This is a genomic window from Escherichia sp. KS167_9B (assembly GCF_030295215.1).
In the GTDB taxonomy this organism is placed as follows: domain Bacteria; phylum Pseudomonadota; class Gammaproteobacteria; order Enterobacterales; family Enterobacteriaceae; genus Escherichia; species Escherichia coli_F.
The window spans coordinates 5,142,038-5,165,359 of record NZ_AP025754.1 but is presented as its reverse complement, the minus strand read 5'-3'; the positions used below and the strand labels follow the sequence as shown (position 1 = coordinate 5,165,359).

The 23,322-nt window shown below is 52.3% G+C and carries 21 protein-coding genes; 10 read left to right on the top strand and 11 right to left on the bottom strand.

The window, feature by feature from the left end; all coding sequences use genetic code 11:
• Nucleotides 1-6: 6 nt before the first annotated feature.
• Nucleotides 7-468 carry an aspartate carbamoyltransferase regulatory subunit gene (pyrI, locus tag QUE34_RS25630; RefSeq protein ID WP_000148581.1) on the top strand — a complete coding sequence of 154 codons (462 nt, stop codon included), beginning with the start codon at nucleotides 7-9 and terminating at the stop codon, nucleotides 466-468.
• A gap of 72 nt (nucleotides 469-540) precedes the next feature.
• Nucleotides 541-927, top strand: a complete 387-nt coding sequence (ridA, locus tag QUE34_RS25625; protein ID WP_000047539.1) for a 2-iminobutanoate/2-iminopropanoate deaminase — start codon at nucleotides 541-543, stop codon at nucleotides 925-927.
• Nucleotides 928-1,131: 204 nt separating this feature from the next.
• On the opposite strand, the gene mgtA is transcribed toward ridA, so the two are convergent.
• On the bottom strand, nucleotides 1,132-3,828 hold the full coding sequence (gene mgtA / locus QUE34_RS25620) for a magnesium-translocating P-type ATPase (protein ID WP_000471876.1): 2,697 nt from the start codon (nucleotides 3,826-3,828) through the stop codon (nucleotides 1,132-1,134).
• Between the two features lie 140 nt (nucleotides 3,829-3,968).
• A complete protein-coding gene (gene mgtL / locus QUE34_RS25615; RefSeq protein ID WP_001387276.1) occupies nucleotides 3,969-4,022 on the bottom strand; it encodes a mgtA regulatory leader peptide MgtL in 54 nt (17 codons plus the stop codon).
• 125 nt (nucleotides 4,023-4,147) lie between these two features.
• Here mgtL and treR point away from each other — a divergent pair, with 125 nt between their 5' ends.
• The 5 genes from treR to nrdG all read left to right on the top strand — a co-directional run bounded on the left by treR (nucleotide 4,148) and on the right by nrdG (nucleotide 11,551).
• The gene (treR, locus tag QUE34_RS25610) at nucleotides 4,148-5,152 is read left to right on the top strand and encodes a trehalose operon repressor TreR (RefSeq protein ID WP_257187417.1); all 1,005 of its coding nucleotides are present in this window, start codon (nucleotides 4,148-4,150) and stop codon (nucleotides 5,150-5,152) included.
• 118 nt (nucleotides 5,153-5,270) lie between these two features.
• A complete protein-coding gene (gene treB, locus QUE34_RS25605) occupies nucleotides 5,271-6,692 on the top strand; it encodes a PTS trehalose transporter subunit IIBC (RefSeq protein ID WP_077757041.1) in 1,422 nt (473 codons plus the stop codon).
• A 49-nt stretch (nucleotides 6,693-6,741) separates the two neighbouring features.
• The gene (gene treC, locus QUE34_RS25600) at nucleotides 6,742-8,397 is read left to right on the top strand and encodes an alpha,alpha-phosphotrehalase (protein ID WP_032304392.1); all 1,656 of its coding nucleotides are present in this window, start codon (nucleotides 6,742-6,744) and stop codon (nucleotides 8,395-8,397) included.
• A 393-nt stretch (nucleotides 8,398-8,790) separates the two neighbouring features.
• The gene (gene nrdD, locus QUE34_RS25595; protein ID WP_000187805.1) at nucleotides 8,791-10,929 is read left to right on the top strand and encodes an anaerobic ribonucleoside-triphosphate reductase; all 2,139 of its coding nucleotides are present in this window, start codon (nucleotides 8,791-8,793) and stop codon (nucleotides 10,927-10,929) included.
• A 157-nt stretch (nucleotides 10,930-11,086) separates the two neighbouring features.
• Nucleotides 11,087-11,551, top strand: coding sequence for an anaerobic ribonucleoside-triphosphate reductase-activating protein (nrdG, locus tag QUE34_RS25590; RefSeq protein ID WP_001106232.1), 465 nt, complete (start codon nucleotides 11,087-11,089; stop codon nucleotides 11,549-11,551).
• Here nrdG and QUE34_RS25585 read toward each other — a convergent pair whose 3' ends face one another.
• The 3 genes from QUE34_RS25585 to pmbA all read right to left on the bottom strand — a co-directional run bounded on the left by QUE34_RS25585 (nucleotide 11,552) and on the right by pmbA (nucleotide 13,773).
• Entirely contained in the window at nucleotides 11,552-11,791 is a 240-nt protein-coding gene (locus QUE34_RS25585) for a type II toxin-antitoxin system RelB/DinJ family antitoxin (RefSeq protein ID WP_000212714.1), read from the bottom strand.
• A gap of 190 nt (nucleotides 11,792-11,981) precedes the next feature.
• The gene (gene cybC, locus QUE34_RS25580; RefSeq protein ID WP_001232246.1) at nucleotides 11,982-12,368 is read right to left on the bottom strand and encodes a cytochrome b562; all 387 of its coding nucleotides are present in this window, start codon (nucleotides 12,366-12,368) and stop codon (nucleotides 11,982-11,984) included.
• 52 nt (nucleotides 12,369-12,420) lie between these two features.
• A complete protein-coding gene (gene pmbA / locus QUE34_RS25575; protein ID WP_001162173.1) occupies nucleotides 12,421-13,773 on the bottom strand; it encodes a metalloprotease PmbA in 1,353 nt (450 codons plus the stop codon).
• A gap of 93 nt (nucleotides 13,774-13,866) precedes the next feature.
• On the opposite strand from pmbA, the gene yjgA reads away from it, so the two are divergent.
• Complete coding sequence (yjgA, locus tag QUE34_RS25570; protein ID WP_000166277.1) at nucleotides 13,867-14,418, top strand: ribosome biogenesis factor YjgA; 552 nt, start codon at nucleotides 13,867-13,869, stop codon at nucleotides 14,416-14,418.
• Between the two features lie 155 nt (nucleotides 14,419-14,573).
• On the opposite strand, the gene mpl is transcribed toward yjgA, so the two are convergent.
• On the bottom strand, nucleotides 14,574-15,947 hold the full coding sequence (mpl, locus tag QUE34_RS25565; protein ID WP_001219783.1) for a UDP-N-acetylmuramate:L-alanyl-gamma-D-glutamyl-meso-diaminopimelate ligase: 1,374 nt from the start codon (nucleotides 15,945-15,947) through the stop codon (nucleotides 14,574-14,576).
• Between the two features lie 175 nt (nucleotides 15,948-16,122).
• Between mpl and fbp the strand changes: the two genes are divergently transcribed.
• Nucleotides 16,123-17,121 carry a class 1 fructose-bisphosphatase gene (fbp, locus tag QUE34_RS25560; protein WP_000853753.1) on the top strand — a complete coding sequence of 333 codons (999 nt, stop codon included), beginning with the start codon at nucleotides 16,123-16,125 and terminating at the stop codon, nucleotides 17,119-17,121.
• Nucleotides 17,122-17,153: 32 nt separating this feature from the next.
• Here the strand turns inward: fbp and yjfF are convergent, their stop codons facing one another.
• The 4 genes from yjfF to ytfQ form a co-directional block, all read right to left on the bottom strand.
• Complete coding sequence (yjfF, locus tag QUE34_RS25555) at nucleotides 17,154-18,149, bottom strand: galactofuranose ABC transporter, permease protein YjfF (RefSeq protein ID WP_000596021.1); 996 nt, start codon at nucleotides 18,147-18,149, stop codon at nucleotides 17,154-17,156.
• A complete protein-coding gene (ytfT, locus tag QUE34_RS25550; RefSeq protein WP_001586590.1) occupies nucleotides 18,136-19,158 on the bottom strand; it encodes a galactofuranose ABC transporter, ATP-binding protein YtfT in 1,023 nt (340 codons plus the stop codon). The genes yjfF and ytfT overlap by 14 nt, the downstream gene beginning before the upstream one ends.
• A 13-nt stretch (nucleotides 19,159-19,171) precedes the next feature.
• Nucleotides 19,172-20,674 (bottom strand): galactofuranose ABC transporter, ATP-binding protein YtfR, encoded by a 1,503-nt coding sequence (gene ytfR, locus QUE34_RS25545; protein ID WP_103253429.1) that lies wholly within the window; start codon nucleotides 20,672-20,674, stop codon nucleotides 19,172-19,174.
• Nucleotides 20,675-20,806: 132 nt separating this feature from the next.
• Entirely contained in the window at nucleotides 20,807-21,763 is a 957-nt protein-coding gene (gene ytfQ, locus QUE34_RS25540; protein WP_000265933.1) for a galactofuranose ABC transporter substrate-binding protein YtfQ, read from the bottom strand.
• 309 nt (nucleotides 21,764-22,072) lie between these two features.
• Here ytfQ and ppa point away from each other — a divergent pair, with 309 nt between their 5' ends.
• A complete protein-coding gene (gene ppa, locus QUE34_RS25535; protein WP_000055072.1) occupies nucleotides 22,073-22,603 on the top strand; it encodes an inorganic diphosphatase in 531 nt (176 codons plus the stop codon).
• Nucleotides 22,604-22,980: 377 nt separating this feature from the next.
• Here ppa and QUE34_RS25530 read toward each other — a convergent pair whose 3' ends face one another.
• On the bottom strand, nucleotides 22,981-23,322 hold the full coding sequence (locus tag QUE34_RS25530; RefSeq protein ID WP_001219160.1) for a gamma-glutamylcyclotransferase family protein: 342 nt from the start codon (nucleotides 23,320-23,322) through the stop codon (nucleotides 22,981-22,983).

Below are 23,322 nucleotides of genomic sequence, written 5' to 3'. Positions count from 1 at the left end.
ATAGAGATGACACACGATAATAAATTGCAGGTTGAAGCTATTAAACGCGGCACGGTAATTGACCATATCCCCGCCCAGATCGGTTTTAAGCTATTGAGTCTGTTCAAGCTTACCGAGACAGATCAGCGTATTACCATCGGCCTGAATCTGCCTTCTGGTGAGATGGGGCGTAAAGATCTGATCAAAATCGAAAATACCTTTTTGAGTGAAGATCAGGTAGACCAACTGGCTTTGTATGCACCACAAGCCACAGTAAATCGCATCGACAACTATGAAGTGGTGGGTAAATCGCGCCCCAGCCTGCCGGAGCGCATCGACAATGTGCTGGTCTGCCCGAACAGCAACTGTATCAGCCATGCCGAACCGGTTTCATCCAGCTTTGCCGTGCGAAAACGCGCCAATGACATCGCGCTCAAATGCAAATACTGTGAAAAAGAGTTTTCCCATAATGTGGTGCTGGCCAATTAATTGCGGTTGGTAATAAAAGTCTGGCTCCCTATAATGAGCCAGACTTTTTACCGCTGTAATAAAGGAGAAATCATGAGCAAAACTATCGCGACGGAAAATGCACCGGCAGCTATCGGTCCTTACGTACAGGGCGTTGATCTGGGCAATATGATCATCACCTCCGGTCAGATCCCAGTAAACCCGAAAACCGGCGAAGTACCGGCAGACGTCGCTGCACAGGCACGTCAGTCGCTGGATAACGTAAAAGCGATCGTCGAAGCCGCTGGCCTGAAAGTGGGCGATATCGTTAAAACCACCGTGTTTGTGAAAGATCTGAACGACTTCGCAACCGTAAACGCTACCTACGAAGCGTTCTTCACCGAGCACAATGCCACCTTCCCGGCACGTTCTTGCGTTGAAGTTGCCCGTCTGCCGAAAGACGTGAAGATTGAGATCGAAGCGATCGCTGTTCGTCGCTAATCTTGATGGAAATCCGGGCTATCATGCCCGGATTAAGTCTGATGGCAAAAGCAAAATAGCCTGATGCGCTACGCTTATCAGGCCTACGTGATTCCTGCAATTTATTGAATTTGTAGGCCGGATTAGGCGTTTACGCCGCATCCGGCATGATCAAAGCTCACTTTGTCTGTAATCGAATCCGGGCCACCATGCCCAGTTTATTCTTTACTGCCAGCCGTAACGACGGCTATAGAACCCTTTCACCAACTGGGTTAACGTCATATACCCTGCCAGAATCGCAACCAGCCACGGGAAATAGCTTAACGGCAGCGCCTGCAGTTGCAGATAACTGGCCAACGGCGAAAACGGCAATGCGATCCCGACTATCATCACAATCACGGTCATGATCATTAACGGCCACGATGCACAGCTCTGAATAAACGGTACACGACGGGTACGGATCATATGCACAATCAGCGTTTGCGACAGTAATCCCACCACAAACCAGCCCGACTGGAACAGCGTTTGCGTTTCCGGCGTGTTGGCATGGAATACCCACCACATCAGGCAAAACGTCAGAATATCGAAGATCGAACTGATCGGTCCGAAGAAGATCATAAAGCGCCCCAAATCCGCCGGATTCCAACGCTGAGGCTTTTGAATTTGCTCGTCGTCGACGTTATCAAACGGGATCGCCACCTGTGACACATCGTACAGCAGGTTCTGGATCAGTAAGTGTAAAGGCAGCATCGGCAGGAAGGGCAAGAAAGCACTCGCCACCAGCACGCTGAACACATTACCGAAGTTAGAACTCGCCGTCATTTTTATGTATTTCAGCATGTTGGCGAAAGTCCGGCGTCCTTCAATAACCCCCTCCTCCAGCACCATCAGGCTTTTTTCCAGCAGGATGATATCAGCCGCTTCACGGGCAATATCTACCGCACCGTCCACAGAAATGCCGATATCCGCAGCGCGTAAGGCGGGCGCATCATTAATACCATCGCCCATAAAGCCAACCACATGCCCTTCGCGCTTTAGCAAGGTCACGATGCGTTCTTTATGCATCGGCGTCAGGCGAGCAAACAGCGTGGTGCGCTGTGCAAGATTTGCCAGTTCGTCGTCAGATAGCGTTTCAATATCACTACCAATGACCACCTCTCCCGCGTCCAGTCCCACTTCATGGCACACTTTCGCCGCCACTAACTCGCTGTCGCCAGTAAGGATTTTCACGGTAATGCCACTCGCTTTTAATGCCTTCAGTGCCGGAGCTGTTGTCTCTTTCGGCGGATCAAGGAAAGCAATATATCCTTCGAGGATCAGGTCGGATTCATCCGCCCGCTGGTAATCCCCTTCACGTGCTGGCAGGTATTTCGTCGCCACCGCAACCACGCGCAGCCCCTGACGATTCAGCGTATCAGTAACGCGCTTAATCTTACGCAGTATGATGTCATCAAGCGGCACAATCTCACCATTGTGACGCACCTGCGAACACACATTGAGGATTTCCTGCAATGCGCCTTTGCAAACCAGTTGATGATGTTCGGTATTCTCTGCCACTACCACCGACATCCGGCGACGCTCGAAATCAAACGGAATCTCATCAATTTTTTGCCAACGACTGGCCAGCGAGCGCGCTGACTCTTCATCCGTACCTTCGAGCACCGCTGTATCAAGCAGGTTTTTAAGTCCGGTCTGATAATGACTGTTCAACCACGCGCTATGCAGCACGCGTTCGCTGGTTTTACCGGAGATATCGGTATGATTCTCCAGCACAATTTTATCCTGCGTCAGGGTGCCGGTTTTATCAGTGCACAGAATATCCATAGCGCCAAAGTTCTGAATGGCATCCAGATGTTTGACGATCACTTTCTGTTTCGACAGCTTTACGGCACCACGCGCCAGCGTCGAAGTGACAATCATCGGCAACATTTCCGGCGTTAAGCCTACCGCGACCGAAAGCGCAAACAGTGCCGCTTCCCACCAGTCACCTTTGGTGTAACCGTTGATCAGCAACACCACCGGAGCCATCACCAGCATAAAGCGAATCAGCAGCATACTGACGCGGCTAATCCCCTGCTGAAAGGCATTCGGCTCGCTTTCCTGCTCACTAACACGCCCCGCCAGTTGACCAAACCAGGTGTTGGCTCCTGTAGCAATCACCATTGCTTGTGCCGTGCCGCTCACCACGGTGGTGCCCATAAAACACAGGGTGTCGCACTCCAGCGGATTGCTGTGCTCCGGCTGGCGAGTGGTTGCGGCTTTTTCTACGGGCAGAGACTCACCGGTTAACGACGCCTGAGCGACAAACAGATCCCGCGCCTGCAAGATACGTAAATCTGCCGGGATCATATCCCCCGCCGCCAGTTTTATAATATCGCCGGGCACCAGCTGGTCGATCGGGATCTCCAGCCAGCCATTTTCGCCTTTGTCGTTAATTACGCGCAGCACCGTCGCGGTATTGCTGACCATCGCTTTCAGGGCATCTGCCGCTTTAGTGGAACGTGCTTCCTGAATAAAGTTCAGCAACGTAGAAATAGCGACCATTAGCGCGATAACACCTGCGGCAAATAAATCTTCCGTGGCGTAAGAAATAGCACCGAGAATGGTGAGCAAAATATTAAAGGGGTTGCGATAGCAGACCCATAAATGCACCCACCACGGCGACGGTTGTTGCGCGGGTAATTTATTTTCACCATGTTGTTCGCGGGCAGATTCCACTTCCGCCTGATTTAACCCTTCCGGATGGGTATTGAACGTTTTCCATAATTCCTGTTCTGGCATCACCGCCATTTTCAGGCAATGCGCACTTAAGGACGGCGGGACCGCCGTATTCACTGTCTGCTGCGCGCCAGGCAATGGATCGCGATGAACCAGACGGGAAGGTAAATGGCGAATGAGCCGGGTAAAAATTTCTTTAAACATAAGGAGTCCCTCCGCACTGACTGAAACAGTGCAGAAATGTCTTCAGGCGTGGCGAAGCCTTACCTGAAGGTAATAAAGCTGAGCTGGGACGTTAAAACGTCACGGCCTTACGCATCCGGTAACGCCGTGAAAAGACGGGCTTACCGGAAAAGTTTTAATCTCCGTCGAGGGAGAGGCGTGGGATCAGGTTCCATATAACCTCCGGTAAGTGAAAAAAGCGCCGCAAATAATAAGGAGAATCCAATAATATTCGTGGCATTTATGGCGATATAATACCTACTGGCAACTAAACCAACGATAAACCAGACTTTACCCATTGCTGAATGCACGGGTAAAGTTAGGCTCAAATAATGAAACGCAATTACGGGACAACAGGATGCAAAATCGGCTGACCATCAAAGACATCGCGCGCTTAAGCGGCGTGGGGAAATCTACGGTTTCCCGAGTGCTGAATAACGAAAGCGGCGTGAGTCAGCGCACGCGCGAGCGCGTGGAAGCAGTGATGAATCAGCATGGATTTTCCCCTTCCCGCTCCGCGCGCGCTATGCGTGGGCAAAGCGATAAAGTGGTCGCCATCATTGTTACCCGTCTGGATTCGTTGTCAGAAAATCTCGCCGTCCAAACCATGCTGCCAGCGTTCTATGAACAAGGTTACGACCCGATCATGATGGAAAGTCAGTTTTCTCCGCAATTAGTTGCCGAACATTTGGGGGTGCTGAAACGGCGTAATATCGACGGCGTAGTGCTGTTCGGTTTTACCGGCATAACCGAAGACATGTTAGCCCACTGGCAGTCATCGCTGGTTCTGCTGGCGCGTGACGCAAAAGGCTTTGCTTCGGTCTGTTATGACGACGAAGGGGCAATCAAAATCCTGATGCAACGGCTGTATGACCAGGGGCATCGTAATATCAGTTATCTCGGCGTACCGCACAGTGACGTGACGACCGGTAAGCGACGTCACGAAGCCTACCTGGCGTTCTGCAAAGCGCATAAACTGCATCCCGTTGCCGCTCTGCCAGGCCTTGCGATGAAGCAAGGCTATGAGAACGTAGCAAAAGTGATTACGCCTGAAACTACCGCGTTACTGTGCGCAACCGACACGCTGGCACTTGGCGCAAGTAAATACCTGCAAGAGCAACGCATCGACACCTTGCAACTGGCGAGCGTCGGTAATACGCCGTTAATGAAATTCCTCCATCCGGAGATCGTCACCGTTGACCCAGGTTACGCCGAAGCTGGACGCCAGGCGGCCAGCCAGTTAATTGCGCAGGTAACCGGGCGCAGCGAACCGCAACAAATCATCATCCCTGCCACCCTATCCTGATCGTTTCCTGAACGATAAATTGTGATCTTCGCTGCGTTTCGGGAACGTTCCCGTTTTTAAATTTTTCCGCGCACTATATTCTGCAGCCAACCAAAAATGTCATCTGCCATGGGGCTTTATGATGAGCAAAATAAACCAAACGGATCTCGATCGGTTGATTGAACTGGTCGGCGGGCGCGGCAACATTGCGACGGTGAGCCACTGTATTACTCGCCTGCGCTTTGTCCTCAACCAACCGGCCAATGCCAGACCGAAAGAGATTGAGCAACTCCCCATGGTGAAAGGCTGTTTCACCAATGCCGGGCAATTTCAGGTGGTAATTGGCACCAACGTGGGTGATTACTATCAAGCGCTGATAGCGACGACCGGACAGGCGCAGGTTGATAAAGAGCAGGTGAAAAAAGCTGCCCGGCAGAATATGAAATGGCATGAGCAGTTGATCTCTCATTTCGCGGAGATCTTCTTCCCGCTGCTGCCCGCGTTGATTAGTGGTGGTTTGATCCTCGGTTTTCGCAATGTGATCGGTGATTTGCCCATGAGCAACGGTCAAACGCTGGCGCAAATGTACCCTTCCCTGCAAACGATCTACGATTTTCTATGGTTGATCGGTGAAGCGATCTTCTTCTACCTGCCGGTCGGAATTTGCTGGTCAGCGGTGAAAAAAATGGGCGGCACGCCGATCCTCGGTATCGTGCTTGGCGTGACGCTGGTTTCCCCACAGTTGATGAACGCTTATCTGCTCGGGCAGCAGCTACCGGAAGTATGGAACTTTGGCATGTTCAGCATCGCCAAAGTGGGCTATCAGGCACAGGTTATTCCGGCACTGTTAGCCGGGCTGGCGCTGGGCGTGATAGAAACTCGCCTTAAGCGTATCGTGCCGGATTATCTCTATCTGGTGGTGGTGCCGGTCTGTTCGCTGATCCTCGCGGTGTTCCTCGCCCATGCGCTGATTGGTCCGTTTGGTCGCATGATTGGCGATGGCGTTGCCTTTGCGGTGCGTCACCTGATGACCGGCAGCTTTGCCCCCATTGGTGCGGCATTGTTTGGCTTCCTTTACGCACCGCTGGTGATCACCGGCGTACACCAGACCACGCTTGCTATAGATTTGCAGATGATTCAAAGCATGGGTGGCACGCCAGTGTGGCCGCTTATTGCGCTGTCGAATATCGCTCAGGGCTCCGCCGTGATAGGCATTATCATTTCCAGCCGCAAGAGCAATGAACGCGAGATCTCCGTACCTGCCGCTATCTCCGCCTGGCTTGGGGTCACTGAGCCTGCAATGTACGGCATCAACCTGAAATATCGCTTCCCGATGCTGTGCGCGATGATTGGTTCTGGTCTGGCAGGATTGCTATGTGGTCTGAACGGCGTTATGGCGAATGGCATCGGCGTAGGCGGCCTGCCGGGAATTCTCTCTATTCAACCGAGCTACTGGCAAGTGTTTGTGCTGGCAATGGCTATCGCCATCATCATCCCGATTGTACTCACTTCGTTTATCTACCAGCGGAAATACCGCCTGGGTACGCTGGACATTGTTTAATTTTCTTCGGGGCGCAATTGCGCCCCCTCGCATTTGCAGGAATAACGTAATGACGAATCTTCCCCACTGGTGGCAAAACGGCGTTATCTACCAGATTTATCCCAAGAGTTTTCAGGACACCACGGGCAGCGGTACCGGCGATTTACGTGGCGTTATCCAACGCCTGGACTATCTGCAAAAACTGGGCGTCGATGCTATCTGGTTGACCCCCTTTTATGTCTCTCCCCAGGTCGATAACGGATACGACGTAGCGAACTATACGGCGATAGATCCCACTTACGGTACGCTGGACGATTTTGACGAACTGGTGACGCAGGCGAAATCGCGCGGCATTCGTATCATTCTCGATATGGTGTTTAATCATACTTCTACCCAACATACCTGGTTTCGCGAGGCGCTGAGCAAAGAAAGCCCTTACCGTCAGTTTTATATCTGGCGCGATGGTGAACCAGAAACGCCACCGAATAACTGGCGTTCAAAATTTGGCGGTAGTGCGTGGCGCTGGCATGCGGAAAGCGAACAGTACTATTTGCATCTCTTTGCACCAGAACAGGCGGATCTCAACTGGGAGAATCCGACGGTACGCGCAGAACTGAAAAAAGTCTGTGAGTTCTGGGCCGATCGCGGGGTCGATGGGTTACGCCTGGATGTAGTGAATTTGATCTCTAAAGATCCGCGTTTTCCTAATGACCTGGATGGCGACGGGCGTCGCTTCTACACCGACGGGCCACGAGCACACGAGTTTTTGCACGAGATGAACCGCGATGTGTTTACGCCTCGCGGTTTAATGACCGTGGGTGAAATGTCCTCCACCAGCCTTGAGCATTGCCAGCGATACGCGGCACTAACAGGCAGTGAATTGTCGATGACCTTTAATTTTCATCACCTGAAGGTCGATTATCCCGGTGGTGAAAAATGGACGCTGGCTAAACCTGACTTTGTGGCGTTGAAAGCATTGTTCCGCCACTGGCAACAAGGAATGCACAACGTGGCATGGAATGCCTTGTTCTGGTGTAACCACGATCAGCCGCGCATTGTTTCTCGTTTTGGTGATGAAGGGGACTACCGCGAACCTGCGGCAAAAATGCTGGCGATGGTGCTGCATGGCATGCAGGGAACGCCATATATCTATCAGGGCGAAGAGATTGGCATGACTAACCCACATTTCACGCGCATTACTGACTATCGCGACGTGGAGAGCCTCAATATGTTTGCCGAACTGCGCAACGATGGGCGTGACGCCGAGGAGTTATTGGCAATCCTCGCCAGTAAATCCCGTGACAATAGTCGCACGCCAATGCAATGGAGCAACGGCGATAATGCCGGGTTTACAACGGGTGAACCGTGGATTGGCCTGGGCGATAACTATCAAGAAATCAACGTAGAAGCCGCGCTGGCCGATGAGTCCTCGGTGTTTTACACCTACCAAAAGTTAATCGCACTGCGTAAGCAAGAAGCCGTCCTGACATGGGGCAATTACCAGGATCTGCTGCCAGACAGCCCTGTATTGTGGTGCTATCGCCGTGAATGGAAGGGGCAAACCTTGCTGGTCATTGCCAACCTTAGCCGTGAGATCCAACCCTGGCAGCCAGGGCAAATGCGCGGAAACTGGCAGCTTGTGATGCATAACTACGAAGAAGTCTCAGCACAACCCTGTGCCATGACTTTACGGCCTTTTGAGGCCGTCTGGTGGTTACAGAAGTAAGTATCCGCTAAGCCCCGGTAATACTGGTCATTCCGGGGTTTTGCCTTTCAGTATGTTGTTTTTGTTGATTTTATAATCAAAAAATTCATTAAAAAATTTACATAACGCTGTAGCGCCCGTCATCCGTACGCTCTGCTTTTTACTTTGAGCTACATCAAAAAAAGTTCAAACATCCTTGATGCAAAGCACTATATATAGACTTTAAAATGCGTCCCGACCCAATATGTTGTATTAATCGACTATAATTGCTACTACAGCTCCCCACGAAAAAGGTGCGGCGTTGTGGATAAGCGGATGGCGATTGCGGAAAGCACCGGAAAACGAAACGAAAAAACCGGAAAACGCCTTTCCCAATTTCTGTGGATAACCTGTTCTTAAAAATATGGAGCGATCATGACACCGCATGTGATGAAACGAGACGGCTGCAAAGTGCCGTTTAAATCAGAGCGCATCAAAGAAGCGATTCTGCGTGCAGCTAAAGCAGCGGAAGTCGATGATGCAGATTATTGCGCCACTGTTGCCGCGGTTGTCAGCGAGCAGATGCAGGGCCGCAGCCAGGTGGATATCAACGAGATCCAGACCGCCGTTGAAAACCAGCTGATGTCGGGTCCATACAAACAACTGGCTCGTGCTTACATCGAGTACCGTCACGATCGCGACATTGAACGTGAAAAACGCGGTCGCCTGAATCAGGAGATCCGTGGTCTGGTCGAGCAGACCAACGCCTCGTTGCTCAACGAAAACGCCAACAAAGACAGCAAGGTGATTCCAACCCAGCGCGACCTGCTGGCCGGGATTGTGGCTAAACACTATGCACGTCAGCACCTGCTGCCGCGTGACGTGGTGCAGGCGCATGAGCGTGGCGATATTCACTATCACGATCTCGATTACTCGCCGTTCTTCCCGATGTTCAACTGCATGTTGATCGACCTGAAAGGTATGCTGACCCAGGGCTTTAAGATGGGTAACGCCGAGATTGAACCACCGAAGTCGATCTCTACGGCAACCGCGGTAACAGCGCAGATTATTGCTCAGGTCGCCAGTCATATTTATGGCGGCACCACCATTAACCGTATCGATGAAGTGCTGGCACCGTTTGTCACCGCCAGCTACAACAAACACCGCAAGACCGCAGAAGAGTGGAACATCCCGGACGCCGAAGGTTACGCTAACTCTCGTACCATCAAAGAGTGCTACGATGCCTTCCAGTCGCTGGAGTACGAAGTAAACACCCTGCACACCGCCAACGGTCAAACACCGTTTGTGACCTTTGGTTTTGGTCTGGGCACCAGCTGGGAGTCTCGCCTGATTCAGGAGTCTATCCTGCGTAACCGTATCGCTGGCCTGGGTAAAAACCGCAAAACTGCGGTGTTCCCGAAACTGGTGTTTGCGATTCGCGATGGCCTGAACCATAAAAAAGGCGATCCGAACTACGACATCAAACAGCTGGCGCTGGAGTGCGCAAGCAAGCGCATGTATCCGGATATCCTGAACTACGATCAGGTAGTGAAAGTCACCGGTTCGTTTAAAACCCCGATGGGCTGCCGTAGCTTCCTCGGCGTGTGGGAAAATGAAAACGGCGAACAGATCCACGATGGTCGTAACAACCTCGGCGTGATCAGCCTGAACCTACCGCGCATTGCGCTGGAAGCGAAAGGCGATGAGGCCACCTTCTGGAAGCTGCTGGATGAACGTCTGGTGCTGGCACGTAAGGCGCTGATGACCCGTATCGCTCGTCTCGAAGGCGTTAAAGCGCGCGTGGCCCCGATCCTCTATATGGAAGGTGCTTGTGGCGTTCGTCTGAATGCTGACGACGACGTTTCTGAAATCTTCAAAAACGGTCGTGCGTCTATTTCGCTGGGTTACATCGGCATCCACGAAACCATTAACGCGCTGTTTGGCGGCGAGCATGTGTATGATAACGAGCAGCTGCGCGCGAAAGGTATCGCCATTGTTGAACGTCTGCGTCAGGCGGTGGATCAGTGGAAAGAAGAAACGGGTTACGGTTTTAGCCTTTACAGCACGCCAAGTGAAAACCTGTGCGACCGCTTCTGCCGTCTCGATACCGCGGAGTTTGGCGTGGTGCCGGGCGTGACTGATAAAGGTTACTACACCAACAGTTTCCACCTCGATGTGGAGAAGAAGGTGAACCCGTACGACAAGATCGACTTTGAAGCGCCTTACCCGCCGCTGGCGAACGGTGGCTTCATTTGCTACGGCGAATATCCAAACATTCAGCACAACCTGAAGGCGCTGGAAGATGTCTGGGATTACAGCTATCAGCATGTACCGTATTACGGCACCAATACGCCGATTGATGAGTGTTACGAGTGTGGTTTTACCGGTGAGTTTGAGTGCACCAGTAAAGGCTTCACCTGCCCGAAATGTGGTAACCATGACGCCTCCCGTGTGTCGGTGACTCGCCGCGTGTGCGGATATTTAGGTAGCCCGGATGCGCGTCCGTTTAACGCTGGTAAGCAGGAAGAAGTTAAGCGCCGCGTTAAACATTTGGGAAATGGGCAGATCGGTTAATCTTCACTCTGCGCTAAGCAAATGCCGGATGCGGCGTAAACGCCTTATCCGGCCTACATTTGGCAACGGCTGTAGGCCTGATAAGACGCAACGGCGTCGCATCAGGCGTTGATTGCCTGATACCGCCTACACGCGGACTGATAAGCCAGGCGAAATAATGAATTATCATCAGTACTATCCTGTCGACATCGTCAACGGCCCCGGCACTCGCTGCACCCTGTTTGTCTCCGGGTGTGTTCATGAATGCCCCGGTTGCTATAACAAAAGCACCTGGCGGGTAAATTCCGGTCAGCCATTTACCAAAGCAATGGAAGACCAGATCATTAACGATCTGAATGACACCCGCATCAAACGCCAGGGTATTTCCCTCTCCGGCGGCGATCCGCTGCATCCGCAAAACGTGCCGGATATTCTGAAACTGGTACAACGCATCCGCGCCGAATGTCCGGGTAAAGACATCTGGGTGTGGACAGGCTATAAACTCGACGAACTCAACGCTGCGCAAATGCAGGTTGTTGATTTGATTAACGTGCTGGTCGACGGCAAATTTATGCAGGATCTAAAAGACCCTTCCCTGATCTGGCGCGGCAGCAGCAATCAGGTGGTGCATCATTTGCGTTAGTCACTCATCCAGTCGGACCTTAATGGCCTCCTGTGGGTTGGCCAGTCGTTCCCTGACAGTGCGTAACAAGGCTTCTTCACTATCACTGACAGTGAGCGTTTTTACCGGCATTCGTCCATTTTCCGCAACGTACTGAAACAGCAGCCGCACTGCTTCAGTAGGCGTGATGTTTAATTTTTCCAGCACCGCATAAGCCTCATTTTTCAGTTTGTCATCCAGGCGGACGTTAAGTGTGGCCATTATGCCTCCGGTAATTATGAAAAGTGTAATGCATTATAGCATTACATATGCATTACATTCATTTCTGGAAAACGCCTCGCAAAAATGAGGACGACACGCAGGAATATGCCGTAGTGAAGATAGATATTGCGGTGATTTTACGAAGGGGAAGAAAGCGTTGGGCGGTAACGTTTCACCGCCCAATAAGGAATTAACGATACTTCTGGTGATAGGCGTTGCGGGTCGTTTTCAGTTGCTCTGCGGCAGCCTGCGCTTCTTTTACTTTACCTTCATTAGCCAGCTTCAGCGCGTCATCAATCTGACCGACCAGAATGTCGAAACCGTGGCGGAAGTCTTTCATCTCCGGGCTGTCTGGCGATTTGCCTTCGAGCTTGGGCGGCGTTGCTTTTTGCGCATCCAGCGCCGCTGCGCGCATTTTGGTTAACGCGTCTTTGACTTGCGCCGCGTTATCGGCTTTTTCGACCACTTTTAAATTGTCGTTGAGGGTTTCCATATTGTCTTCAAGATCAGCGGCAAACGACGCCGAACTGAATACCAACGAGGAGACTGCAAGAATAGCTAACAGGCTTTTACGCATTGCTCACTTCCTTTTTCTTATTAAGATTTGGCGCGGCAGGTCGCGCCTTTTTTTACTGCCCGGCGATTTTCATCTCCGGCAACAGCACAGAACCACACTGTATATTGCTGCGTGTTTCAATATCGTTACCGACGGTGACAATATTGCGCCACATATCTTTTAAATTACCTGCGATGGTGATTTCGCTAACCGGATACTGAATTTCGCCATTCTCTACCCAGAAGCCCGCAGCACCACGGGAATAATCACCGGTAATGGCACTCACGCCCTGGCCCATCAGTTCCGTCACCACCAGCCCGGTGCCCATCTCTTTGAGCATTTGTTCGAAGCTTAGCCCTTGTCCGGCAATCCGCCAGTTGTGAATACCGCCCGCATGTCCGGTGCTTTTCAGCCCCAGTTTCCGCGCCGAATAGCTGGTCAGCAGCCACTGAGTCAGGATACCATCTTTGACGATATCGCGGCGCTCGGTGCGCACACCTTCGCTGTCGAATGGTGTAGATGCCAGTCCTTTCAGCAGATGCGGATGCTCTTCAATGGTCAGCCAATCCGGCAGAATTTGTTTACCCAGCGAATCCAGCAGGAAGGTGGATTTACGGTAAACCGATCCACCCGCTATCGCCCCCACCAAATGACCAAACAACCCTGTTGCCACTTCATTGGCAAAAATTACCGGCGCTTTCATGGTGGAAAGTTTACGCGGTGACAGGCGCGATAAAGTACGGCGAGCACAGTCGGCCCCGACCCACTCTGGCGTCTGCAGATCGCTCATCGCGCGACCAATGGTGTAGGCGTAATCACGCTCCATATCGCCATTTTCTTCGGCAATTACGCAGCTTGAGAGTGAATGACGCGTTGAGCAATAACCCTGCAACATGCCGTGGCTGTTGCCAAAAACTTTTACGCCGTAGTGGCTGTTAAAACTGCCGCCTTCGGTATTGGTGATGCGTTTATCCGCCTGTAATGCTGCCTGTTCTGCGCGAGCCGCCAGTTCAATAGCTTCATCCGGGGAAACTTCCGCAGGGTGAAACAAGTCGAGATCCGGCGCGTCAAAGGCCAGCAGCTCTTTGTCTGCCACGCCGGCACAGGGATCTGGCGAGGTATAACGGGCAATATCCAGCGCTGCCTGTACGGTGCGGGCAATGGCCTGCGGGCTTAAATCGGTAGACGATGCGCTACCTTTACGGTTCTGGTGATAAACAGTGATCCCCAGCGCGCCATCGCTATTGAATTCAACATTCTCCACTTCACCATAACGCGTGCTTACGCTAATGCCGGTGGTCTTGCTGACGGCAACTTCCGCACCGTCCGATTTGCCTGAGGCCAACTCCAGCGCAGTGGAAACTGCTTCTTCCAGAATCTTGCGCTGCGCTTCAACTTGAGAGATTACTTTCATTGCAAGTGCCATAATGTAGAGAGTTTCTCTGAAGTCTAACAGAGAACCGTTTTTCAGTGCGCATCTTAACTGGTAACATTAGCCTCTTTTTTTAAGGAGCCTGAGATGACTAAGCAGCCCGAAGACTGGCTCGACGACGTTCCCGGTGATGACATCGAAGACGAAGACGATGAAATTATCTGGGTCAGTAAAAGTGAAATTAAACGCGATGCCGAGGAGCTAAAACGCCTTGGCGCAGAAATTGTTGATCTGGGGAAAAACGCGCTGGATAAGATCCCGTTAGACGCGGATCTGCGTGCGGCTATCGAGTTAGCCCAGCGTATTAAGATGGAAGGTCGCCGCCGCCAGTTGCAGCTCATCGGTAAGATGCTGCGCCAGCGCGACGTAGAACCGATCCGTCAGGCGCTGGATAAGCTGAAAAACCGCCACAACCAGCAAGTGGTGTTGTTCCATAAACTGGAAAACCTGCGCGATCGTCTGATCGAGCAAGGTGATGACGCCATCGCTGAAGTATTGAATCTGTGGCCCGATGCCGATCGTCAGCAACTGCGAACTCTGATCCGCAACGCGAAGAAAGAGAAAGAAGGGAATAAGCCGCCGAAATCCGCGCGCCAGATTTTCCAGTATCTGCGTGAGTTAGCGGAAAACGAAGGGTAATTTTCGTTGTTGATGTGAGTATGGTTTGCCGGATGCGGTGCACCTGTAGGCCTGATAAGACGCATCAAGCGTCGCATCAGGCACTATGCTCAAATGCCGGATGCGGCGTGAACGCCTTATCCGGCCTACACACACTATATCAGGCTGAGGCAGAATTACTGCGCGGCTTCCGCTTTCTTCGCTAGCCCATCCAGCAGTTTCTGATGAATTCCACCAAAACCGCCGTTGCTCATCACCAGAATATGGTCGCCAGGCTGAGCGGTTTTCACCACCATATCTGCCAGCGTATCAACATCGCCACTCCAGTGTGCAGGCTGAACGCAGGCTTCTGCCACTTCTGCGACCTGCCACGGAATATGCGCCGGTTGCAGCAGGAAGACTTCATCGGCACGACCTAATGAAGGTGCCAAATCGTCTTTGCAGATCCCCATTTTCATGGTGTTTGAGCGCGGTTCCAGCACGGCAATAATGCGCGCCGTACCGCCAACTTTGCCGCGCAGCGCAGCCAGCGTTGCCAGAATCGCCGTCGGGTGATGGGCAAAATCGTCATACACCGTCACGCCATTTGCTTCTCCGCGCAACTCCAGACGACGACGAGCGTTAATAAACGAACCCAGCGCGTTAGCAGCATCTGCCGGCGCTACGCCAACATGACGGGCCGCCGCAATCGCCATCAGGCCGTTGTGCATATTATGTTCGCCCACCAGCGACCATTTCACTTCGCCCACTTTTTCGCCATCCAGCAAGACTTCCCATTCGGAAGCGTCAGTGGTCAGCTTTTTCGCCTGCCAGTGCCCCTGCTCGCCCACCAGCTCCTGCTCGCTCCAGCAGCCCATCGCCATGGTTTGTTTCAGGTTGATGTCGTTTTCCGGCCAGATAATACGCCCCTGCCCCGGAACGATACGCACCAGATGGTGGAACTGTTTCTGGATCGCTTTCAGGTCGTCAAAGATATCGGCATGATCGAACTCAAGGTTGTTGAGGATCAGCGTACGCGGGCAGTAATGGACAAATTTAGAGCGTTTGTCGAAGAAGGCGCAGTCATACTCATCCGCTTCGATAACAAAGAAGTCGCTTTCGCCTAAACGTGCCGAAACGTCAAAGTTCCCCGGAACACCGCCGATCACAAAACCCGGTTTATAGCCACACTGTTCCAGAATCCAGGTCGCCATTCCCGCCGTGGTGGTTTTGCCGTGTGTACCGGCAACGGCCAACACCCAGCGGTCACGCAGCACAAAATCGTGCAGCCACTGCGGGCCAGACATATAAGGGATGTTTTTTTCCAGTACCGCTTCCACACACGGATTTCCACGGGTCATGGCGTTGCCAATGATCACCAGATCCGGCTGCGGGTCGAGCTGGCTGGCATCGTAACCCTGAATCAGTTCAATGCCTTGCTTCTCAAGTAAGGTGCTCATCGGCGGATACACATTGGCGTCCGAACCCGTTACTTCATGGCCTAACTGGCGCGCCAGCATCGCCAGACCGCCCATAAACGTGCCACAAATTCCTAAAATATGAATGCGCATACGTCACTATCCTTTTTTAATCTGGCGCTCATTTTACGCATATGTCGGGCAAGTGAGAAACGCATTTCAGGATAATCCGTAATTTGCTGGCGCGATTCACCTGAGCGCAACATTGAGATTATTTGTTAAGATTGTTGCGGTCGCTTTACTCCATAAACATTGCAGGGAAAGTTTTATGAAAACGTTAGGTGAATTTATTGTCGAAAAGCAGCACGAGTTTTCTCATGCTACCGGTGAGCTCACTGCTTTGCTGTCGGCAATAAAACTGGGCGCCAAGATTATCCATCGCGATATCAACAAAGCAGGACTGGTTGATATCCTGGGTGCCAGCGGTGCTGAGAACGTGCAGGGCGAGGTTCAGCAGAAACTCGACTTGTTCGCTAATGAAAAACTGAAAGCCGCACTGAAAGCACGCGATATCGTTGCGGGCATTGCCTCTGAAGAAGAAGATGAGATTGTCGTCTTTGAAGGCTGTGAACACGCAAAATACGTGGTGCTGATGGACCCACTGGATGGCTCGTCCAACATCGATGTTAACGTCTCTGTCGGTACCATTTTCTCCATCTACCGCCGCGTTACGCCTGTTGGCACGCCGGTAACGGAAGAAGATTTCCTCCAGCCTGGTAACAAACAGGTTGCGGCAGGTTACGTGGTATACGGCTCCTCTACCATGCTGGTTTACACCACCGGATGCGGTGTTCATGCCTTTACTTACGATCCTTCGCTTGGCGTTTTCTGCCTGTGCCAGGAACGGATGCGCTTCCCGGAGAAAGGCAAAACCTACTCCATCAACGAAGGAAACTACATTAAGTTTCCGAACGGGGTGAAGAAGTACATTAAATTCTGCCAGGAAGAAGATAAGTCTACCAACCGCCCGTATACCTCACGTTATATCGGTTCACTGGTCGCGGATTTCCACCGTAACCTGCTGAAAGGTGGGATTTATCTCTACCCAAGCACCGCCAGCCACCCGGACGGCAAACTGCGTTTGCTGTATGAGTGCAACCCGATGGCGTTCCTCGCGGAACAAGCGGGCGGTAAAGCGAGCGATGGCAAAGAGCGTATTCTGGATATCATCCCGGAAACCCTGCACCAGCGTCGTTCGTTCTTTGTCGGCAATGACCATATGGTTGAAGATGTCGAACGCTTTATCCGTGAGTTCCCGGACGCGTAATCTCCTGCGCCTCTCCATACGGAGAGGCGTTTTTATCGCTGCGCAATATTGACTCTTGTCACTGGCGAACTCTGGCGATTCTCCCACAGCACCGTTAATCCACGCTGTAAGGCAATAAAAATGAACAGCAAAATGCCGATGGCGATTTTCGTCCACCAGGAACTCAGCGTACCGTCAAAGTTGATATATGTCTGAATCAGTCCCTGAATCGCCACGCCAAAAAGCGTCCCAAGTACTGTTCCAACGCCACCGCTCAAAAGTGTACCGCCAATCACCACTGAGGCGATAGCGTCCAGTTCCACACCTACGCCCGCCAGCGCATATCCGGCTTGGGTATAAATCGAGAAAACAATCCCCGCCAGTGTTGCCAGCCCGGTGGAGAGCATATAAATGCGAATAGTGGTGCTGCGAGTGGAAATGCCCATCAGGTTCGCCGACGTCGCGTTGCCACCAATGGCGTATACCTGATTACCAAAACGGGTACGATGCGCGAGGAATATGCCGATAACCACCACCGCAAGCATCAGCAGCCCCATCGCACTTAAGCGACCGCCGCCAGGGATTTTCCATGCAAGGCTTGAGAGCGTGTCATAAACAGGATGATTTATCGGGATCGACTCTTCCGAAACGAGATAGCTGACGCCACGCAAAAAGAACATTCCTGCCAGAGTAATGATAAACGCCGGGATCTTCAGGGCGTCGATCAAAAGCCCCATAAATGCGCCAAAGGCACAGCCCATCACCAGCACCAGTGGAAACGCCAGCAGCGGCGAGAGGCCGAAATCGCCAATCACTTTTGCCAGAAACACGCCGGTAAAGGCGATCACCGAACCGACGGAGAGATCGATCCCACCGGAGAGGATCACAAAGGTCATGCCAACGGCGATGATCCCCAGAAAAGCGTTATCGGTCAGGATATTGCAGATCACTCTTGTGGAAGCAAAACCGGGAAACTGCGTCAGACAGTAGAGATAACCCAGCACAAAGACGCCGATGGTGATCATAAGCGGCAGGTTACGTTTTATCACGGCTACGCACTCCTTTAATCAGACTGATAAAGCGTTGCGACTGAACAATCAGCACGCAAAGCACCACTACCGCTTTCACCACCTGGTTCATCTCTGGCGGAAAGCCAGAAAGTAAAATTCCGGTGTTCATCCCCTGAATAATCAGCGCCCCTACCACTGAGAGCAGCAGGTTAAAACGCCCGCCCATCAGCGATCCGCCGCCAATCACCACCGCAAGAATGGCGTCCAGCTCCAGCCATAATCCGGCGTTGTTGGCATCGGCACCGCGAATATCCGCCGCCACGATAATGCCCGCAATCGCCGCACACAGCCCGCTCAACACATAAGTGAGCATGACGATGATTCGTGTGTTGACTCCGGCATTTTTTGCCGCCCGAATGTTGATACCAACGGCTTCGATAAACATCCCCAGTGCCGTTTTGCGGGTCAACAGCCAGAAGAGGAGAAGCGTCAGTACCGCAATAATGACTGGTGTTGGCAGGAACACCAGCGATCCGCTGCCAAACCATGAGAGATCCGGCGAGTTAAACGTGACGATCTGTCCGGAGGTGATCAGTTGCGCCACGCCGCGCCCGGCGACCATCAGGATCAGGGTGGCGACAAACGGCTGAATTTTGAGGATCGCTACCAGTATGCCGTTCCACAACCCCGCCAGGATGCCGGTGCCCAGGGCGCTTAACAAAACAATCGGCAGGCTGAATCCCGCGACCGTCATCGCAGCCGTTGTGGCTCCGGCGATAGCCATCACCGCCCCTACGGAGAGATCGATACCACCGGTGGCGATAACCAGCGTCATGCCAATCGCCAGTAGCGCAACCGGGGCGGCGCGATTAAGAATGTCGATGGGGCTACCGAACAAACGCCCATCCTGAAGCACGACCTGCCAGAAATGCGGGGCCACCAGGCTATCGACCAGCAGCACCAGCAATAGCGCCGCCAGCTGCGGCATTCCCGTTGGCCAGCGAAAGCGCCTTTTCGACGGCGTAGTGTCCGGGAGAGATTGAGGCATCACACAGTTCTCCTTACGCCGCAATGGCGTTCATGATCGCCGGAACGGAAAGCTCTGCCAGCGGGATCTCCGCAACCTGTTTGCGATCGCGCATGATAATCACCCGGTCGGCATAGCCCACCAGCTCTTCCAGTTCGGAGGAGATCACCAGCAGCGCCAGACCATCGGCGCATAGCGTTTCAATCAGGAGGATGATCTCAGCGTGGGCACCAACATCAATGCCGCGCGTTGGCTCGTCGAGGATCAGAAATTGTGGACGAGTCAGCAGCCAGCGAGAGAGCAGCACTTTTTGCTGATTGCCACCGGAGAGAAACTCAATCGGCTGTTCGGTGGAAGGTGTGCGAATGCCAAGCTGGCGGATAAAGCGTTCGGCAATCTCTTGCTGTTCTTTGCGCGAAATCGGCCGTAACCAGCCGCGCTGGGCCTGGAGAGCGAGGATGATATTTTCCCGCACCGAGGCGGCGGCGATGATGCCATCGGTTTTCCTGTCTTCCGGGCAGAAGCCGATACCCAGTACCGACGCCTGATGTGGGGATCGCAGGGTTTGCTGTTTGCCTTTGATCAACGCCGTGCCGCTGTCAGCAGGTTTGATACCGAAGATCACTTCGGCGGTTTCGGTACGTCCTGATCCCAGCAGACCTGCCAGTCCGACGATCTCGCCGGGGCGCACTTCGAGATCGAACGGTGCGATTGTTCCTTTTTTGCCGTAATTTTTGAACGCGGCAACGGGTTTGTCGCTTAACAATGTTCGCCCGGCACGCTGCAGCGCGTGGGTGTCCAGTTCGCGCCCCAGCATCATTTTTACCAGTTCGATCTGCGGTAGCTCGCGGGTTTCCCGACAGCCAACAAAACTGCCGTTGCGTAAGACAGTGATCCGATCGCTGACCTGATAGACCTGATCGAGAAAGTGAGTGACAAAGATCAGGCTGACGCCGCGATCGCGCAACTGATGCATCAGGCCAAACAGTAACTCTACTTCCTGAGTGTCGAGGCTGGCGGTGGGTTCATCGAGGATCAGCACTTTGGCGGAGAGATCAATGGCCCGACAAATGGCGACTATTTGCTGCATCGCCACCGAAAAGCGGTTGAGCGGTTCCCGCACGTCGAGGGAGAAACCGTAAGATGCCATCAGTTCGGTGGCGCGCTTTTCCATCTCTTTACGGCGTAGAAGGCCGAAACGTTTGGGTTCGCGACCTATGAATAGATTATCAGCGACCGACATATTGGGTAGCAGGTTGACTTCCTGATAGACGGTGCCGATGCCGAGTTGTTGTGCGTGGGCGGTATTTTTCGGTGAGATAGTCTGGCCTTCCAGCCAGATGGTGCCACGATCGGCGTGGTAGACACCGGTTAATGCTTTGATTAGCGTTGATTTTCCCGCCCCGTTTTCACCGAGCAGCGCCATGATTTCACCACGGCGCAGGCTGAAATCAACGTTGTCTAACGCTTTGACGCCGGGGAAAAATTTACTTAATCCTTCGGTGCGGAGGATTTCCTGGTGTTGGTTAGTATTCATAGTTTCCCCCGTTGTAAAGCGTGCGCCAGATAAGACACAACAGCGTCGCATCAGGCATCTCGCACAACCGCCGGATGCGGCGTGAATGCCTTATCCGGCGGCCCACAAGTCGGCATCAGGCATTGATGCCCCTCAATACCCCATGTTTTTCTTCTTCTCTAACTCTTCTTTTGCAGTATCAGGCAGGTAAAGGGTGGACTTGGTCAGGGTCAGCTTTTCAGGCATGGTGCCGTCTTTTTTATATTTCTCCAGCGCATCAAAAGCGGGGCCTGCCATGTTCGGCGTCAGTTCAACGCTGGCGTTCGCTTCGCCATCAATCATCGCTTTGTAGATGTCCGGCACGCCGTCGATAGAGCCTGTCAGGATATCTTTGCCCGGTTTCAGGCCCGCTTCTTTAATTGCCTGAATTGCACCAATCACCATGTCATCGTTATGGGCGTAAACCATGCAGATGTTTTTGCCGTTGTTTTCCGCTTTGATAAAGCTCTCCATCACTTCTTTGCCTTTGCTGCGGGTGAAGTCACCTGACTGCGAGCGGATAATTTTGATATTTGGCGCATTCTTAATGGCTTCGGCAAAGCCTTTCTTACGGTCAATGGCGACGCTGGCCCCAACGGTGCCCTGCAGCTCCACCACGTTGCATGGTTTGCCATTCACTTCTTTTACCAGCCAGTCACCGATCAATTTGCCTTCGAGGATGTTGTCGGCAGTGACGGTGGTCATATAGAGAGATTTGTCTTTCACATCGATGGAACGGTCAAGCAAGAAGACCGGGATTTCGGCATCTTTCGCCTCTTTTAATACCGGCTCCCAACCGGTCGCTACCACCGGAGCGATAAAGATCGCATCCACCCCTTGCGCGACGAAGGAACGTACCGCTTTAATCTGGTTTTCCTGCTTTTGCTGACCATCGGCAATTTTCAACGTAATTCCGCGCTTTTCGGCTTCACTTTTCGCCACATTGGTTTCTGCGGCGCGCCAGCCGGATTCCGATCCGACCTGCGAAAATCCTACGGTTAATGGAGCGGCCAACGCCATAGACGACATGGCTGCCGAGACTGCAGAGACTACAAGTAAGCGTTTCCACATAGGGTTGTCCTCGTCGGGGTAATTATTATTGGTGAAAAGATGTTCGCGAAAAAACTATAGACAATTCGTTATGTAACGGATTGCGTTACATCACACTTCAAAAAAGTAAATAAAACGTTAATCACAAGTTTGTAATCGCTTTCATCTCACTATGAAAAATGCGGCTACGGTTATGGATTTTCCTGCTCTGTAAACCTTCTTAAAACTGGCGAAAAAGGAAAATGAAGACGAAAACAAGCGAAGACATTCGGCGCGAGTTGGCTATAATACTCGGCACTTGTTTGCCACATATTTTTAAAGGAAACAGACATGAGCTTACTCAACGTCCCTGCGGGTAAAGATCTGCCGGAAGACATCTACGTTGTTATTGAGATCCCGGCTAACGCAGATCCGATCAAATACGAAATCGACAAAGAGAGCGGCGCACTGTTCGTTGACCGCTTCATGTCCACTGCGATGTTCTATCCGTGCAACTACGGTTACATCAACCACACCCTGTCTCTGGACGGTGACCCGGTTGACGTACTGGTCCCGACTCCGTACCCGCTGCAGCCAGGTTCCGTGATTCGCTGCCGTCCGGTTGGCGTTCTGAAAATGACCGACGAAGCCGGTGAAGATGCGAAACTGATTGCTGTTCCGCACACCAAGCTGAGCAAAGAATACGATCACATCAAAGACGTTAACGATCTGCCTGAACTGCTGAAAGCACAGATCGCTCACTTCTTCGAGCACTACAAAGACCTCGAAAAAGGCAAGTGGGTGAAAGTTGAAGGCTGGGAAAACGCAGAAGCCGCTAAAGCTGAAATCGTTGCCTCCTTCGAGCGCGCAAAGAATAAATAAGTTCTTCTAGTGCCATAACCCTGAACGCCGGGCTTCGGTTAGTAAGGGTTTTTTATGCCCGCGATAAATAAACTCTCTATTCCCCTATCATTATTCTCAGCGCTTGCAAGGCTTGAACGGTAAGAACAAGCAAACACGACCACCATTTTGCTGTTCATAGCCGCTTGCTGGAAATTAGCCGACCTCACTCATTCTCACCGTTCAAAGCATGCCCCCGTTTTACCCCTACGTAATTGTGAACGCCAGCAGAGTTTTTTATGCGTTTACGGATATGGAAAGCGGCTCGGAGAGAAAAGCTAAAGATGGGGAAGTTACAAAAAAAATCGCGAGATACATCGCATAAAACAACGCCACCCGAAGGTGGCGTGCTTTTATTATTACTTATCCCTGTCTAACCAGTCGCCGCTTTCAATTAGCTTTAATCCATCGACGGGTCGTTGATAAACGTACATCCATGCACTCCCGTACGGCGTCTGAATCAACTGGCGCGCGTATTCACCGCCCCTGGTGCGCAAGGCATCAAGTTCGGCCAGCGTGGCGTTGTCAATACGATAAACTTCACCGTGTACTGTTCCGTTCCCCGGAACTGCGCCTGGATAGTGGCCCAGGCTATACAACTGGTAGTTATCGATACTGAAATCGCCCAGTAACTGGGCATTGGTCATCCAGTGACTGTTGCCTTGTTTGTGGCGTAAACTGCCGTAGACAAATATTCGCAT

What these genes read in the sequence shown, in the direction of transcription:
- pyrI (WP_000148581.1), top strand. Translation starts at nt 7, where the DNA reads ATGACACACGATAATAAATTGCAGGTTGAAGCTATTAAACGCGGCACG.
- ridA (WP_000047539.1), top strand. Translation starts at nt 541, where the DNA reads ATGAGCAAAACTATCGCGACGGAAAATGCACCGGCAGCTATCGGTCCT.
- mgtA (WP_000471876.1), bottom strand. Translation starts at nt 3,828, where the DNA reads ATGTTTAAAGAAATTTTTACCCGGCTCATTCGCCATTTACCTTCCCGT.
- treB (WP_077757041.1), top strand. Translation starts at nt 5,271, where the DNA reads ATGATGAGCAAAATAAACCAAACGGATCTCGATCGGTTGATTGAACTG.
- treC (WP_032304392.1), top strand. Translation starts at nt 6,742, where the DNA reads ATGACGAATCTTCCCCACTGGTGGCAAAACGGCGTTATCTACCAGATT.
- nrdD (WP_000187805.1), top strand. Translation starts at nt 8,791, where the DNA reads ATGACACCGCATGTGATGAAACGAGACGGCTGCAAAGTGCCGTTTAAA.
- nrdG (WP_001106232.1), top strand. Translation starts at nt 11,087, where the DNA reads ATGAATTATCATCAGTACTATCCTGTCGACATCGTCAACGGCCCCGGC.
- QUE34_RS25585 (WP_000212714.1), bottom strand. Translation starts at nt 11,791, where the DNA reads ATGGCCACACTTAACGTCCGCCTGGATGACAAACTGAAAAATGAGGCT.
- cybC (WP_001232246.1), bottom strand. Translation starts at nt 12,368, where the DNA reads ATGCGTAAAAGCCTGTTAGCTATTCTTGCAGTCTCCTCGTTGGTATTC.
- pmbA (WP_001162173.1), bottom strand. Translation starts at nt 13,773, where the DNA reads ATGGCACTTGCAATGAAAGTAATCTCTCAAGTTGAAGCGCAGCGCAAG.
- yjgA (WP_000166277.1), top strand. Translation starts at nt 13,867, where the DNA reads ATGACTAAGCAGCCCGAAGACTGGCTCGACGACGTTCCCGGTGATGAC.
- mpl (WP_001219783.1), bottom strand. Translation starts at nt 15,947, where the DNA reads ATGCGCATTCATATTTTAGGAATTTGTGGCACGTTTATGGGCGGTCTG.
- fbp (WP_000853753.1), top strand. Translation starts at nt 16,123, where the DNA reads ATGAAAACGTTAGGTGAATTTATTGTCGAAAAGCAGCACGAGTTTTCT.
- ytfT (WP_001586590.1), bottom strand. Translation starts at nt 19,158, where the DNA reads ATGCCTCAATCTCTCCCGGACACTACGCCGTCGAAAAGGCGCTTTCGC.
- ytfR (WP_103253429.1), bottom strand. Translation starts at nt 20,674, where the DNA reads ATGAATACTAACCAACACCAGGAAATCCTCCGCACCGAAGGATTAAGT.
- ytfQ (WP_000265933.1), bottom strand. Translation starts at nt 21,763, where the DNA reads ATGTGGAAACGCTTACTTGTAGTCTCTGCAGTCTCGGCAGCCATGTCG.
- ppa (WP_000055072.1), top strand. Translation starts at nt 22,073, where the DNA reads ATGAGCTTACTCAACGTCCCTGCGGGTAAAGATCTGCCGGAAGACATC.
- QUE34_RS25530 (WP_001219160.1), bottom strand. Translation starts at nt 23,322, where the DNA reads ATGCGAATATTTGTCTACGGCAGTTTACGCCACAAACAAGGCAACAGT.